Annotated in this window: 11 protein-coding genes and 1 pseudogene; 3 read left to right on the top strand and 9 right to left on the bottom strand. The window is 67.6% G+C overall.

Features of this window, described 5'->3' with window-relative positions:
- Nucleotides 1–116: 116 nt before the first annotated feature.
- A pseudogene (locus M8859_RS37720) lies at nt 117–731 on the bottom strand (Eco57I restriction-modification methylase domain-containing protein); the annotation flags it as partial.
- Between the two features lie 182 nt (nt 732–913).
- Between M8859_RS37720 and M8859_RS28695 the strand changes: the two are divergent.
- Entirely contained in the window at nt 914–1,600 is a 687-nt protein-coding gene (locus M8859_RS28695) for a nitroreductase (protein ID WP_159927327.1), read from the top strand.
- Between the two features lie 139 nt (nt 1,601–1,739).
- Here the strand turns inward: M8859_RS28695 and M8859_RS28690 are convergent, their stop codons facing one another.
- Nucleotides 1,740–2,495: an SDR family oxidoreductase gene (locus M8859_RS28690; RefSeq protein ID WP_249645086.1), complete on the bottom strand. Its 756-nt coding sequence runs from the start codon at nt 2,493–2,495 to the stop codon at nt 1,740–1,742.
- A 188-nt stretch (nt 2,496–2,683) separates the two neighbouring features.
- Nucleotides 2,684–3,166 (bottom strand): winged helix-turn-helix transcriptional regulator, encoded by a 483-nt coding sequence (locus M8859_RS28680; protein WP_159927330.1) that lies wholly within the window; start codon nt 3,164–3,166, stop codon nt 2,684–2,686.
- 309 nt (nt 3,167–3,475) lie between these two features.
- Here M8859_RS28680 and M8859_RS28675 point away from each other — a divergent pair, with 309 nt between their 5' ends.
- Nucleotides 3,476–4,843 carry a cytochrome P450 gene (locus tag M8859_RS28675; RefSeq protein ID WP_159927332.1) on the top strand — a complete coding sequence of 456 codons (1,368 nt, stop codon included), beginning with the start codon at nt 3,476–3,478 and terminating at the stop codon, nt 4,841–4,843.
- Nucleotides 4,840–5,928 (top strand): terpene synthase family protein, encoded by a 1,089-nt coding sequence (locus M8859_RS28670; protein WP_249645085.1) that lies wholly within the window; start codon nt 4,840–4,842, stop codon nt 5,926–5,928. The genes M8859_RS28675 and M8859_RS28670 overlap by 4 nt, the downstream gene beginning before the upstream one ends.
- A gap of 120 nt (nt 5,929–6,048) precedes the next feature.
- Here M8859_RS28670 and M8859_RS28665 read toward each other — a convergent pair whose 3' ends face one another.
- The 6 genes from M8859_RS28665 to aceE form a co-directional block, all read right to left on the bottom strand.
- Nucleotides 6,049–7,482 (bottom strand): acyl-CoA carboxylase subunit beta, encoded by a 1,434-nt coding sequence (locus tag M8859_RS28665; protein WP_159927336.1) that lies wholly within the window; start codon nt 7,480–7,482, stop codon nt 6,049–6,051.
- A gap of 121 nt (nt 7,483–7,603) precedes the next feature.
- The gene (locus M8859_RS28660) at nt 7,604–8,854 is read right to left on the bottom strand and encodes a KasA/KasB family beta-ketoacyl-ACP synthase (RefSeq protein WP_159927338.1); all 1,251 of its coding nucleotides are present in this window, start codon (nt 8,852–8,854) and stop codon (nt 7,604–7,606) included.
- A gap of 10 nt (nt 8,855–8,864) precedes the next feature.
- The gene (acpM, locus tag M8859_RS28655; protein WP_014982996.1) at nt 8,865–9,164 is read right to left on the bottom strand and encodes a meromycolate extension acyl carrier protein AcpM; all 300 of its coding nucleotides are present in this window, start codon (nt 9,162–9,164) and stop codon (nt 8,865–8,867) included.
- A gap of 120 nt (nt 9,165–9,284) precedes the next feature.
- Entirely contained in the window at nt 9,285–10,199 is a 915-nt protein-coding gene (locus tag M8859_RS28650) for an ACP S-malonyltransferase (RefSeq protein ID WP_195070148.1), read from the bottom strand.
- Between the two features lie 128 nt (nt 10,200–10,327).
- Entirely contained in the window at nt 10,328–11,662 is a 1,335-nt protein-coding gene (locus tag M8859_RS28645; RefSeq protein ID WP_223517389.1) for a PucR family transcriptional regulator, read from the bottom strand.
- 11 nt (nt 11,663–11,673) lie between these two features.
- The gene (gene aceE, locus M8859_RS28640; RefSeq protein WP_195070147.1) at nt 11,674–14,589 is read right to left on the bottom strand and encodes a pyruvate dehydrogenase (acetyl-transferring), homodimeric type; all 2,916 of its coding nucleotides are present in this window, start codon (nt 14,587–14,589) and stop codon (nt 11,674–11,676) included.
- Nucleotides 14,590–14,616: the final 27 nt, after the last annotated feature.

The raw sequence follows: 14,616 nt of genomic DNA, 5'->3' as shown, positions 1-14,616 counted from the left end.
TCACCGGGTATCGCGCCACCGGCCTCGTAGGCGGAGACGTAGCGGCAGCCGTCGTGGTGGCTCGCGCGCCGCGCGATGGTGATCGCGGGCAGGACAGCGGCGGTGAACAACTTGGTGTCCCCCAGGTCGTACAGCTCGAGCGGAGCAAGGTCGGTCAGCAGCAGTCGCCGGATGTTCGCGCCGGCCTTGGTGGTCAGGAATCGGTTGGCGCACAACAGGCCGAGCACGCCTCGGGCGGCCAGCAACCGGGGCAGCGTCGCGACGAACGGATGCGTCAGGTCGATCCGCCCGCGCAGGCCGAACCGCTTGCTCAGCAACCGCGCGGTCGATCCGCCCAGCTGCTGGGTGCGCACGTACGGCGGGTTGGTGATCACCGCGTCGAACGAGCCGTCGGCGAGCTGGGCCTCGACCGCGAGGAAGTCGGCCCTGCGCCAGTGCGCGGCGATCCCCGCCGCGCCGGCACGCTCGCGCGCGACCGCGAGCGCGCGGGCGTCCAGGTCGTAGCCGGTCAGCACCAGCCGGGCGCCCGGGAACCGTGCCGCGGCCTCGTGCCGCACCGCGAACAGCAGCTCGCCGTCGCCGCACGCCGGATCGAGCACGCGCAGGACGCCGGTCTTCGAAACCTCCACATGGCGCAGCAGCCGCTGCGCGAGAAACCGGGCCAGCACCGGCGGCGTGTAATGCCTGCCGTGCCGTTTGCGGTCCCGCGCGGCGGGGGCTTCGGACGCCATATCGGGATTCTGCCTCGTCCGAGCCGCGCGGATCGTGCAACGCGAACAACCGGCTTCCCGCTGAGCGCGTCGCGGTCGGCTCGCCCGTCCTCGGCGATCGGCGTGCGCCTCCCGGCTTTCGCACCGGAGTGTTCGATGCTAGCGTCTGGTCTCGAAATAAGACTGCCAAAGGAGGCGGGGGAATGACAGTGACGACCGACGAGTTCACGGCGCTGACCCGGGTGCTCGACCAGCGGTGGACGTGCAGGCAATTCCGCGGGCAGCCCGTCGAGCGCGACACGGTCCGCGCCCTGCTGCGGCTGGCCCAGCGGACGCCGTCGTGGTGCAACACCCAGCCCTGGCAGGTCGTGGTGACCGAAGGCACCGGAACCGATCGCTTCCGGAAGGAACTGCTCGAACACATCGCCACCGCCACGCCCGCACCGGATTTCGCGTTTCCGGCGCAATACACCGGTGTCTACCGGGACCGCAGGCGGGAATGCGGCAAGCAACTGTATGAAAGCGTCGGCATAGCCAAAGGCGATCACGGGAAGACCATGCGGCAAGCCGTGCGGAACTTCGAACTCTTCGACGCGCCGCACGTGGCGATCGTGACCAGCGAAGCGGACCTGGGCGTCTACGGGGCGGTGGACTGCGGCCTCTATATCGGCAGTTTCCTCCTGGGCGCACAGGCCCTGGGCCTCGGCGCGGCGCCGCAGGCCGCACTGGCTACCTACTCCCCGTTCATCCGGGACTACTTCGGCATTCCCGATCACCGCAAAATAGTTTGCGGCATCTCCTTCGGCTACCCGGATACGGATCACCCGGTCAACAGTTTCCGCACCGCTCGCGCCGAGCCCGACGAGGTCGCCACCTGGTTCGCCGAGTGACGCCCCGAACCGCAGTCTCGACCACCTCCGAGCAGTAACCACCTGCTCGGAGGTGGCAGAGCAACCCACTTACGACGCACCGCCCGGCCGAACCCGAACCGAATCGGCGGGGCGCGGCACGCCGACCTCGGCGTTCGTGTCACCAGGGCAGCACACCGTATTCGTCGCCCGCCGGAGCGCCCCAACGGTATCCCCACAACTGCCCGCTCGGTCCGCCCGCCGGCAGAGTCGCGAGGTGGACGACCACCTCGGCGCCCTGCGCCGCAGCGCGAAAACCGGTGTTGCCGTTGAGATCGGTCGCACAGTAACCGGGGTTCGCCGCATTCACCTTGATCGGTGTATCCCACAGTTCCTTGGCATACATCGCGGTCACCATGGTGAGGGCGGTCTTCGAGGAGGGATACGCGATCGAAGCCATCGGCCACATGGGCCCGTCGGGATCCATCATCAAGGCCAGTGAGCCGACCTCGCTGGACACGTTGACGATACGACCGGCGTCCGCGCGGCGCAGTAGGGGCAGCATCGCATTCGTCACGGCCACGACGCCGAACACGTTGGTTTCGTACACCTCTCGCAGGGTCGACAGCGCGGTGGACGAGGGCTTGCCGTCCCCGTCGAGTCGCCCCGCGATGCCCGCGTTGTTCACCAAGATGTCGAGTTCGCCGAACTCCTCCTCGATCCACGCCGCCGCTCGCGCGACCGAATCGGCGTCGGCGACGTCCAGTTGAACGAAGCGGGCGTCTGCCCCCTCGGCGTTCAGCTTGTCCGCGGCCGTGGTGCCGCGGGCGTTGTCCCTCGCCCCGACCAGCACGGTCGCGCCACGGGCGGCGAGCTGTCGAGCGGTTTCGTATCCGATGCCCTTGTTGGCGCCGGTGATCAGTGCTGTCGTCGTCACACCACGAGATTGGCAGCTGCCGATCCGGCCGGGGAGGACCGATTTGTACCACCCTCGGGCGCTGGCCGTGCGCCAGAATGTCCTCATGCCGAATCGAGCCGAGCTGGCCGCCTTTCTGCGCACGCGGCGCAGTCGGCTGCGGCCCTCGGATGTCGGGCTTCCTGACGTGGGCGCCCGGCGCACACCCTTCAGCGCGTGCTGCCCGCAGCCTTCGCACCGGTGGCGTCGAGCAGACCCGGACCCGGCTCCGGGGTGACATCGCGGGCGGTGAGTTCCTCTCCACACAAATCGCACTCGAGGCGTACATGTGCCTCGCCCGCACAGTCGCGGTGCCGGTAGCGCACCGGAGGTCCCTCGGGCGCCATGTAGGTGTCGCCCCAATCGCGGATGGCCAGCAGAATCGGGTAGATGTCGTGCCCCTTGGGAGTGAGGCGGTATTCCTCGTGTGCCCCCACGGCAGCCTTCTGCTTGACGAGGATGCCATTGTCGATCAGCCGGTCCAGCCGATCCTGCAACCTGCTGCGCGAGATACCCAGTGCGCTCTGGAACGCGTTGAACCTGCGGATGCCGGAGAAGCATGACTTGAGAATCAACAGAGTCCAGCGATCACCGAAGATCACGAGTGGGCGCGTGATCGAGCACGGCACATCGGCCAGTTCTTCGTAGCGCACCTCCCGATGCTACCGACCGCTCCCCCGCCCGCGCCCCGTGAAACCTCACTACCGCTGGGGGTGGGTGACCGGAGGTTTGCCACCACCGGGAAGCAGCGCGGCATCAGCGGTCGGACCCGAGTCCCGTTGACTCCCCGAGCGATGACGGCGGCGACTTGCGACCGACAGCCTGGTATGTGATCCATATCACGAACCATCTGGTCGGAAAGCGCCGTTGTGCGTATGCTGACGATTCGCCGAGAACGGGTGCCGCTCACGAGGTGCCGCCCCTCGGGCGCAGTGCCGGCAAGAAAGAACGAGTGCCACCTGATGAAGCGATCCGCTGCTCCCGTGATTCCGACCGCGCCGGGTGCGCTGCCTCTTATCGGCCACAGTCTGGCGCTGCTACGACAACCGTGGACATTCCTCGAGTCGTTGTCCGCCCTCGACAGTGGTTTGGTCCGGGTACGGATCGGTCCGATGGCTACCGCAGTTGTGGTGTGCGATCCGGTTCTCACCCAGCAGGTGCTGCGTAACGACCGCGTCTTCGACAAGGGCGGCCCATTGTTCGAAGTCGCTCGGCATGTCGTGGGCGACAACGTGATCACCGCCTCGCACGACGCGCACCGACGGCAACGCCGCCTGATTCAGCCTGCCTTTCATCGCGGGCGCCTACCTGGCTACGCAACCGCGATGTCCAGGGAGATCGATGCGGTGACCGGTCGATGGCGCGACGGTGAAACCATCGATGTACTGTCCGAGATGTTGCACATCACGCTTCGCAGTTTCCTGGCGGCGATGTTTTCCGAGAGTTTGACACCCGCTGCACTCGACCATGCACTGTCGGATGTCACGACGATCGTCACAGGCCTTTACCGGCAGATGTTACTTCCACGGCCACTCGATGAACTCCCGACTCGGCGCAATCTCCGTTATCACCGCGCGCGTGCCGGCCTGCGCCGGCTCGTCGATCGGATCGTCGACAAGCGGCTCGACGAGGGCGCCGACCACGGTGACCTGCTGTCGAGCCTGATCGCGGCACATGGGGGCGCTGCTCGGTGCGATAGGGACTCGCTGCACGATCAGTTGACTGCCTTTTTCATCGCGGGATCGGAAACAACCGCGAGCGTCCTGGCCTGGGCGTTGTACCTGTTGTCCCGGCACCCCGCTACCTGGCGAGCTGTGCAGCTGGAAGCAGACCGGGTATCGCTGGATGGCCATATGCGATACGGCCACGCAAGCGAGCTGACGACGACGCGCCGGGTGCTGGCCGAGACCATGCGGCTCTACCCGCCGGGGTGGCTGTTCACACGGACTGTGACCACCGAAACACTGCTCGGGGGATACCGGTTGGCTCCCGGCACCGCAGTGGTCTACAGCCCCTACCTCCTGCACCGCCTCCCCACCATGTTCCGCGAGCCGTCCCGATTCGATCCGGATCGCTGGAATGCCGATCCCGGACTCGATGACTGCCCCTCCTACATCCCATTCGGCGCCGGCGCCCGACGCTGCGCGGGTGAACACTTCGCGCTCGCCGAAGCCACGCTCACACTCGCCACAATCGCCCGCCGATGGCAGCTGCTGCCGTCTTCGATGCGGCCGGTCCGACCCGCCGTGGCCATGGCGCTGCGACCGCGCGCGTTTCGCCTCCGGGTAATGGCCCGAACTCACGCCGAGAGCGGTGTAGCGCAGTCATGATCGGATGCACACCCACCGGTCGGCACGACAACACCGTGGATGTCGACAGCCGACTCCGTCGTCTCCCCCCGATCGCCGTCTTCTGCCCGATCGAATCCGCGGTACATCCGCAGGCCGGCGAGCTCGAAATGGCGTCGATGCAGTGGCTGGCCGGCTTCGACCACCTCGGGGGCGCCGAGTACCGGCGCCGCCTGCTCGCCACGAGATCGGCCGAGTTCGCCGCACGTGTGGCGCCCCACGGCATCCTCGACAGACTGCAGATCGCGGCGGACTGGGACTACTGGGGATTCGCATTCGATGATCGCAGCGACGACGGTGCCCTCGCGAGGGATCTCGCGGGCTTCGTTGCTTATACACATCGGCTTATGCGATTGCTGGAGACGCCCGATCCCCGAACCCGCGAGACAGATCCGACGCTGGCGGCCATCGTCGATCTCTCGACACGGTTCTCGGCACAGGTCACCCACGCCCAGCATCGACGTTGGGTCGACGCGCATCGCAGCTGGTTGTTCGGGGTGACCGCCCAGATCGCGGCGACAGGCGTACCGGATCTCGATCGGTACTTGACGATCCGCTTGAACAATGCCGCAGGCGAGGTGGTCACGGTGATGACCGAACTGGTGACCGGCTACGAGATTCCCGACTCGGAATACAGTCACCCCACGATCCGAGCACTGTCCGAAATGGCCAGGCTGATAGCGGCGTTGGATAACGACCTGCACTCCTTCGCCAAGACCGTAGTTATGGGCGAAGCCAACCGGCAGAACATCATAGAGGTCCTCGCCGTGCAAGACGGGTGTTCGAGTGGGTCTGCTGTCTCACGCGCGATCTCGCTGCGGGACCGAATCATGTGCCGATTCCTCACGCTGAGCGCGCGAGCAGGGGAGTTCAGCGTCGATACCCGCCAATACATCCGGGATCTCGGGCATGTCATACGCGGGAACATCGACTGGGCGCTGACCGTGCCGCGGTACATCGTCGACGGTCAGGCGGTGTCGGAGTTCTTCTCCGTCATCGATACGCCTGCCGATGGCTCAGTCCAAGCGCCTGGGATACCTTGCATCGACTGGTGGTGGCAGCTGTAACGCCTTCAACGCGCATCGCGCCCATCCCTCGAAAACGACACGGTCGCCGCAGCCCCTCGAATAGAAGCGTTGCGGCGACCGCGTGAACCAAGCGTGCCGGAGCCCGCTTCGATGGTTCGATCAGAGCGGGATGTTCTTGTGGTGGCTGGCGCGGGCCGGGGCCGCGGCGAGCGCCGCGGCGATGGTGCTGCGGGTCTTCGCCGGGTCGATGACCTGGTCGACGACACCGATCGCGATGGCGCGCTCCACGCCGCCCGCGATGCGCTCGTGTTCGGCGGTGAGCCGCTCGTGCAGCGCCTCGCGCTCCTCCTCCGGCGCGGCCGCGAGGGCCTTCTTGTGCAGGATGCCGACCGCGGCCTTGGCGCCCATGACGGCCACTTCCGAACCGGGCCACGCGTAGACAGCCGTCGCACCGAGCGAGCGAGCGTTCATCGCGATGTAGGCGCCACCGTAGATCTTGCGGGTGACCAGGGTGACCCGCGGAACGCGCGCCTCGGCGAACGCGTGCAGCAGTTTCGCGCCGCGCCGGACGACGCCTTCCCACTCCTGGCCGACACCGGGCAGGTAGCCCGGGACGTCGGTGATCACGATCAGCGGAATGCCGAACGCGTCGCACAACCGCACGAAACGTGCCGCCTTCTCGGCGCTTTCGGAGTTCAGGCAGCCGCCCAGGCGGATCGGGTTGTTCGCCAGCACGCCGACCGTGCGGCCGCCGAGACGGCCCAGACCGGTGACGATGCTGCGGGCGTACAGCCCCTGCAACTCCTCGAACGACGACTCGCCGTCGACGTTGTCGAGCAGTTCGTGGATGATCGGCTTCACGTCGTAGGCGCGCTTGGCCGATTCCGGCAGCAGAGCCTTCAGGTCCATGTCGCCGTGCTCGGCCGCCACCAGGTCGAATTCGCCCTGCTCGGCGAACATCGACACCAGGCGGCGCGCGCGGTGCAGCGCGTCGGCCTCGTCGTGAGCCACGATGTGGGTGACGCCGGACTTCTTGCCGTGCGTCTCGGGACCGCCCAGGGTGGCCATGTCGACCTGCTCGCCGGTCACGCTGCGGACCACGTCGGGTCCGGTCACGAAGACGCGGCCTTCCGGAGCCATGATCACGATGTCGGTCAGCGCCGGACCGTAGGCGGCGCCACCGGCGGCGAAGCCGAGCACCACGGAGATCTGCGGAACCAGGCCGGACGCGCGGACCATGGCCTCGAAGACCAGGCCGACCGCGTGCAGCGCCTCGACGCCCTCGGCCAGGCGAGCGCCACCGGAGTGCCACAGCCCGACCACCGGGACGCCGGAATCGATCGCGGTGTCGATCGCGTCGACGATGTGCTTGCAGCCCTCCACGCCCATCGCGCCGCCCATGACGGTGGCGTCGGAGCAGTAGGCCACGGTGCGGACGCCGTCCACCTCGCCGATGGCAGCGAGCACGCCGGACTTGTCACGCGGGTGCAGCGGAAGGATGGTCCCGGGATCGAAGAAACGCTGGAGTCGGCCGAGCGGATCGCGCGGGTCGGTTGCCGTCTCTTGATGCAACGCGGGAGCGATGATTGTCATCGCGTGGTCTCCTCAACCTCAAAAAGTGGGCCGCTGGCGCGGCTGCGTAAGTCGAACCACGGCGGGGCCGGGCCAGTTCGATGGCCGACCCCGCCGGGATCGTGTGCAGTCGATCGCGCGGCTATGCCCGACCGAAGGCGAGCGCCACATTGTGCCCACCGAATCCGAAGGAGTTGTTGATCGCGTACTCGATCTCCTGGCGGCGGGCTTCGCCCTTCACCACGTCGAGATCGATCTCCGGATCCTGGTTCTCCAGGTTCAGCGTCGGCGGAACGATGCCGTCGCGGATGCTCATCACAGTCAGCACGGACTCCAGGGCGCCGACGGCGCCGATCGAGTGGCCGAGCGCCGACTTGGGCGCGTACACCGAGGCATGGTTGCCCACGGCCTTGGTGATCGCATTCGCCTCGGCGGTGTCGCCGATCGGCGTCGCGGTCGCGTGCGCGTTGATGTGCGTGATGTCCTTCTTGGTCAGACCCGCGGACTGCATCGCCCTGGTCATCGCCCGCGCCGCGCCGTCTCCCGTGGGATCGGGCGCGACGAGGTGGAAGCCGTCGGAGGTGATGCCCGCACCGAGCAGTCGCGCGTGGATGGTCGCGCCCCTGGCCTTGGCGTGCTCTTCGGTCTCGATGACCATGAGCGCGCCCGCTTCGCCGAAGACGAAGCCGTCGCGATCCTTGTCGAAGGGACGCGAAGCGCCCTTCGGATCGTCGTTGCGGGTGCTCATCGCGCGCATCATGGTGAACGCCGCGATCGGCACCGCATCGATGAAGCCTTCGACGCCACCGGTGACGACGATGTCGGCGTCACCCATGACGATCATGCGCCAGGCATTGGCGATGGCCTCGGAGCCGGACGAGCATGCCGAGACCGGAGTGACCACTCCTGCCCTGGCCTTCAGTTCGAGACCGACAACGGCCGACGGGCCGTTCGGCATGACCATCTGCACAGCCAACGGCGAAATCTTGCGATAGCCGCCGTTCTTCAGCTTGTCCACGGAATCGATGAGGGCGTCGCCGCCTCCCAATCCGGTGCCGATGGCCACACCCAGCCGCTCCGGGTCGACTTCGGGGCTGCCCGCGTTCCGCCAGACTTCGCGACCGAGCACGGTCGCGAGCTGCTCGACGTAGGCCATGCGCCGACATTCGACACGAGACAGCAGAGTGTCGGGCCGGACCTTCAGATGACCGCCGATGCGGACCGGAAGATCGTATTCCTCGACGAAGGAATCCTCGAGAACGTCGATGCCGCTCTCGCCGTTGAGGAGTCCCTTCCACGTCGCATCGACGTCACCCGCGATCGACGTGGTCGCCGCAAGGCTGGTTACGACGACGTTGGGGAAATTCCCGTTCAAGGTGGAAGGAGTGGTCACAGTTTCGGCCCTACTCGGCGTCGAACTTGGCCTTGAGCTCGGCCGCCGCGTCCGCGTTCTCGGCCTCGAGCTTCTGGATGTAGGCGACGGCGTCGCCAACCGTCTTCAGGCTGGCCAGATCCTCGTCGGGGATCTTCACGCCGTACTTGTCCTCGGTCTGAACCGCGATCTCGACCATGGACAGCGAGTCGATGTCCAGGTCATCGACGAAGGACTTCTCGATCGTCACCTCGGAGGGCTCGATGCCGGTCACCTCTTCGATGATCTTGCCGAGTTCCTCGACGATTTGTTCCTGGGTCAGAGCGGCCACTTCGTGGCTCCCTTCTTGTTACTTTGTAGGGCTCTACTGGTTTTTTTCGGATCGAGGGCGGTAATAGTTACCGACTCTCGGTCACGACCTCGCATCTGCATGCATGGCCGCGGAGGAAAGCTAGCCGGATACGGTCAACTCAGCCAACGCGGGGAGGTCTTGCGGGGTCTTCAGGGCCAGCGTGGGCGTGCCCTTCAGCTCCCGCTTCGCGATACCGACGAGGGTGCCCGCCGGCGGCAGTTCGGCCACCGCCGAGACGCCGGCCCGCCGGACGGTCTCGGTGCACAGATCCCAGCGAACAGGCCGGGTGACCTGGGCGGCGAGCTTGTCGATCGCGTCCTGTCCGGACGCGACCGGCTTGCCGTCGAAGTTCGACAGCAGGGTCCTGGTCGGCTCGTTCGGCGTGATCTTCGTTATGGCATCGGTCACAGCATCCTGCGCCGGCGCCATGAACGCCGTGTGGAACGCGCCCGCGACGGGCAACGCCCGGACCCGGGCCTTCTCCGGGGGATTCGCGGCGAGCTCGGCCAGAGCGTCCAACCGGCCCGCGGCCACGATCTGACCCACCGCGTTGCGGTTGGCCGGAACGAGGTCGAGTTCGGTGAGCCGTTCGAGCACGGCGGCCTCGTCGCCGCCGAGCACCGCGGACATACCGGTCGGCTCCAGTGCACACGCCTTGGCCATCTCCGCGCCGCGGATGGCGGCCAGCCGGACCGCGTCGTCGGCGGAGATGACTCCGGCGACCGCCGCGGCGGCGAGTTCACCGACCGAGTGTCCGGCGACGATGGTAGCGGCGGGAAGCGTCTCCGGCGAGATCTCCGCGAACGCGAGCAGCGCCGCGGCGACCACCAGCGGCTGGGTGACGGCGGTGTCGGTGATCTCCTCGGCCGTCGCGGTGGTGCCGAGACGGACCAGGTCCAGGCCGGAGGCCTTGGACCACAGCGTCAGGCGCTCATTCGCGCCGGGAAGGTCGAGCCAGGGCGCGAGCATGCCGGGTGTCTGAGAGCCCTGTCCAGGGGCGAACAACGCGATCACGCCTCTAAGAAAACACTGTGAGGCGGGCCGCACGAGATGTCGACGCGGATGAAGGTTCGGAGGCGCTTTTGTGGGGGTCCCACAAAAGTCCACGTGGGCTGTCCGAATCGACCGATTCCACGGATGCGTTACAAGCCCTCGGGACCCAACGCGACCGGAGTGGCTTCTGGGGCAGGAGTCGACGATTCGTTACGGGTTCGTGTCAAACGACCCACCGTGGCGGCGATCCGGAGCACATAAGCGTCCCGCGGATTCATCGGATCACGGCCGGTGATCTCGGCGATTCGCTTGAGGCGATACCGGACCGTATTTGGATGGACGTACAGCTGACGCGCACACGTCTCGACGGCTCCACCGCAATCCAGATAGGCATCCAGAGTGTCCGCCAGCGACGACCCCGCCGCGGCCAACGGTAGGACAAGGTACTCGTTCAGCGCGTCGATCGCAGCTCGATCGCCCAACAAAGCGCGTTCCGGGAGCAACTCCGCCGCGTGCACCGGTCGCGGCGCCCCGCGCCAGCCCACCACGGCCTCCATCCCGGCCAGCGCTTCCACCGCGCTGGCGTGGGCGGCGCCCAGCGTGCGGGTGGTCGGCCCGATCACCACCGGCCCGTCCGAGAACACCTCGCCGAGCAGATCGGCCAGGAACGGGGAGACATGCGACGGCTCGCCCAGATGGCCGGACACGACCATCACCAATCTGGTCCCCTGCACCACCGCCAAGGCGGCGCGACCGTGCCGCGCGGCGATCGAGTGCACCGCGCCCACCGACGAGACGCCCTGCTCCCCGGGGGGCGTGCCCACCAGCACTGTCGCGGGCGCGGTGGCATCCCAATTCAGGGTGGCGGCCCGCGACAACATGTCCGGCCCCGTGTCGCCGCGCACCACGGCGTCGACGACGAGCGCCTCCAGCCGGGTGTCCCACGCCCCGCGCGACTCCGCGGCGCTGGCGTACACCGAGGCGGCGGCGAAACCGAGCTCGCGCCCGTAACGCAGTACCGCCTCGGTGAGGGCGACCAGCTGCCGGTCGTTGCGCGCGAGCGCGGGCAGCCACTGCTCGAAGAACTCCATCGCCACGCGGACCATGTCCACGGTCTGGCGCAGCGTCAGCCGCCGGGCCAAGTCCTGCGGGATCACCTGGAAGGCGTCCAGGCTGAACCGGATGTCACTGTCCGGGTCCTGGAGCCATTCCAGGAAGTTCACCACCGCGGTCTGCACCAGCATCTGCACGCCGGCCCGCTGCGCGGCGTCCAGATCGGCGAAGAAGGGCAACCGATCCTGCATCGACCCCACCGCCTCGGTGGAGAGGCGGCCGGAGAACTGCTTCACACGTTTGAGCAGCGTGTCCGGGAGAGGGTCGCGCGTCTGCCGGTTCGGGGAGAGCGCGCCCGTCGGCAGATACACCTCGTGCTCGGAAGAGCCCTCGGAGATCCGTCGCGGCCGCGGCGGTTTACGATCCACCATCCAATATTCCGCTACGCGACGTCTTCGTCCGAACTCACCGCTGCCTTCGGCGCGGCGTCCACGTCGGCGATCCGGTATTTCGCCGCCGCTTCCACGGCCTTCGCGGGGTCGATCTTGCCGGTCCGGCCGAGACCGGCCAGCGCGGCGACCACGATGGACTGCGCGTCGACGTTGAACACCCGTCGCGCGGCCGGGCGGGTGTCGGAGAAGCCGAAACCGTCCGTGCCGAGCGTGGTGAAGTCGCCGGGCACCCACTTGCGGACCTGGTCGGGCACCGCACGCATCCAGTCGGTCGCCGCGACGTAGGGGCCCGCGGCCCGCGACAGCGCCTCGGTGACGTACGGGACGCCCGGGTCCGCACCCGGGTTGCGCAGTGCGGCGATCTCCTTGTCGAGCGCCTCCTTGCGGAGCTCACCCCATGAGGTCACCGACCACACGTCCGCCTGCACACCCCACTCCTGGGCGAGCAGCGCCTGCGCGCGCAGGCCGTCCGGCACGGTGACGCCGGAGACCAGGATCTGGGCGCGCACCGCGCCCTCACCTCCGCGCTTGTACAGGTAGATGCCCTTGAGCAGACCCGCGACGTCGAGGTCCTCCGGCTCGGTCGGCTGCGGGTACGGCTCGTTGTACAGGGAGATGTAGTAGAAGACGTCCTCGCCGCCGAACTCGCCCGCGCTGCCGTGCGGATGGGTGCCGGGTAGCGGCGCCGCGCCCTTCGGCGGGGTGCCGCCGCCGTACATCCGGCGCAGACCGTCCCGCACGATGTGGGCGATCTCGAACGCGAACGCCGGGTCGTAGGTCACCACGGCCGGGTTGGTCGAGGCGAGCAGCAGCGAGTGCCCGTCGTTGTGCTGCAGGCCCTCACCGGTCAGCGTGGTGCGCCCGGCGGTGGCCCCGAGCACGAACCCGCGGGCGAGCTGGTCGGCGGCCGCCCACAGTCCGTCGCCGGTGCGCTGGAAGCCGAACATCGAGTAGAAGATGTACAGCGGGATCATCGGCTCGCCGTGCGTGGCGTAGGAGGTGCCCGCCGCGGTGAACGACGCCGTCGACCCCGCCTCGTTGATGCCCTCGTGCAGGATCTGCCCGACGGCGCTCTCCTTGTAGGCGAGCATCAATTCCGCGTCGACCGATGTGTACAGCTGACCGTTGCGGTTGTAGATCTTCAACGAGGGGAACCAGGAGTCCATACCGAAGGTCCGGGCCTCGTCGGGGATGATCGGCACGATCCGCTTGCCGATCTCCTTGTCGCGCAGCAGCTCCTTCATCAGCCGCACCAGCGCCATCGTGGTGGCGACGTTCTGCTTGCCCGACCCCTTGCGCACCGAGCGGTAGGCCTCGTCACCGGGCAGCTTCAACGGCTTGGCCGCGGCGCGCCGCTCGGGCAGGAACCCGCCGAGCGCCTTGCGCCGGTCGAGCATGTACTGGACCTCGCGCGCCTCCATACCGGGGTGGTAGTACGGCGGCAGGTACGGATCCTTCTCCAGCTCGGCGTCGCTGATCGGAATCCGCTGCAGGTCGCGGAAGTCCTTGAGGTCCTGCAGGGTCAGCTTCTTCATCTGGTGCGTGGCGTTGCGACCCTCGAAGTGCTTGCCGAGGGTGTAGCCCTTGATGGTCTTGGCCAGGATCACCGTCGGCTGACCCTTGTGCGCCATCGCGGCGGCGTAGGCGGCGTACACCTTGCGGTAGTCGTGGCCACCGCGCTTGAGGTTCCAGATCTCCTGGTCGGACAGATCCTGCACCAGCGCCTTGGTCCGCGGGTCGCGACCGAAGAAGTGGTCGCGAACGTACGCGCCGTCGTTGGCCTTGTAGGTCTGGTAGTCACCGTCGGGGGTGCTGTTCATCAGGTTCACCAGCGCACCGTCGCGGTCGGCGCCCAGCAGCGCGTCCCACTCCCGGCCCCAGATCACCTTGATGACGTTCCAGCCCGCGCCGCGGAAGAACGACTCCAGCTCCTGGATGATCTTGCCGTTGCCGCGCACCGGCCCGTCCAGGCGCTGCAGGTTGCAGTTGACCACGAAGGTCAGGTTGTCCAGGCCTTCCATGGCCGCGACGTGCGCGAGACCGCGCGACTCCGGCTCGTCCATCTCGCCGTCGCCGAGGAACGCCCACACGTGCTGGTCGGAGGTGTCCTTGATGCCGCGGTCGTGCAGGTAGTGGTTGAACCGCGCCTGGTAGATGGCGTTCATCGGGCCCAGGCCCATGGACACCGTCGGGAACTCCCAGAAGTTGTTCAGCAGCCGCGGATGCGGGTAGGACGGCAGCCCGTGGCCGGGACCGCCGTGGCTGTACTCCTGGCGGAACCCGTCGAGCTGATCGGCCGAGAGCCTGCCCTCCAGGAACGCGCGGGCGTAGATGCCCGGCGAGGCGTGACCCTGGATGAAGATCGAATCGCCGCCGCCGGAGTGGTCCTTGCCGCGGAAGAAGTGGTTGAAGCCGACTTCGTAGAGCGCCGCCGAGGAAGCGTAGGTCGAGATGTGTCCGCCGACGCCGATGCCGGGGCGCTGCGCGCGATGCACCATGATCGCGGCGTTCCACCGGATCCAGGCGCGGAAGCGCCGCTCCACCTCCTCGTCGCCGGGGAACCACGGCTCGTTCTCGGTGGGAATGGTGTTGACGTAGTCGGTGGAGGTCAAGGACGGGATGGCGACACGACGTTCACCGGCCCGCTCCAATAGGCGGAGCATGAGGTAACGCGCCCGACCGGGGCCTTCCCGGTCGAGCATTTCATCGAACGACTCGAGCCATTCGCTGGTTTCCTCCGGGTCGATGTCCGGTAGGTAGGACGCCACCCCTTCGCGGATCACACGCACCCGTCCACCGGGCTGCGGCGCATGCGACCCGTTCGGATCGCGGCTCGCGGACGGCGCGGGGGCGGAACTGGAACCGGCGGATTTCGCCGGCGCGGAAGAGTGGATCAGGTCGGTCAAATCTGCTCCTCGTACAGGGGTGGACAT

Source organism: Nocardia sputi (assembly GCF_023501985.1).
This window is presented reverse-complemented; position numbering and strand designations above follow the sequence as displayed.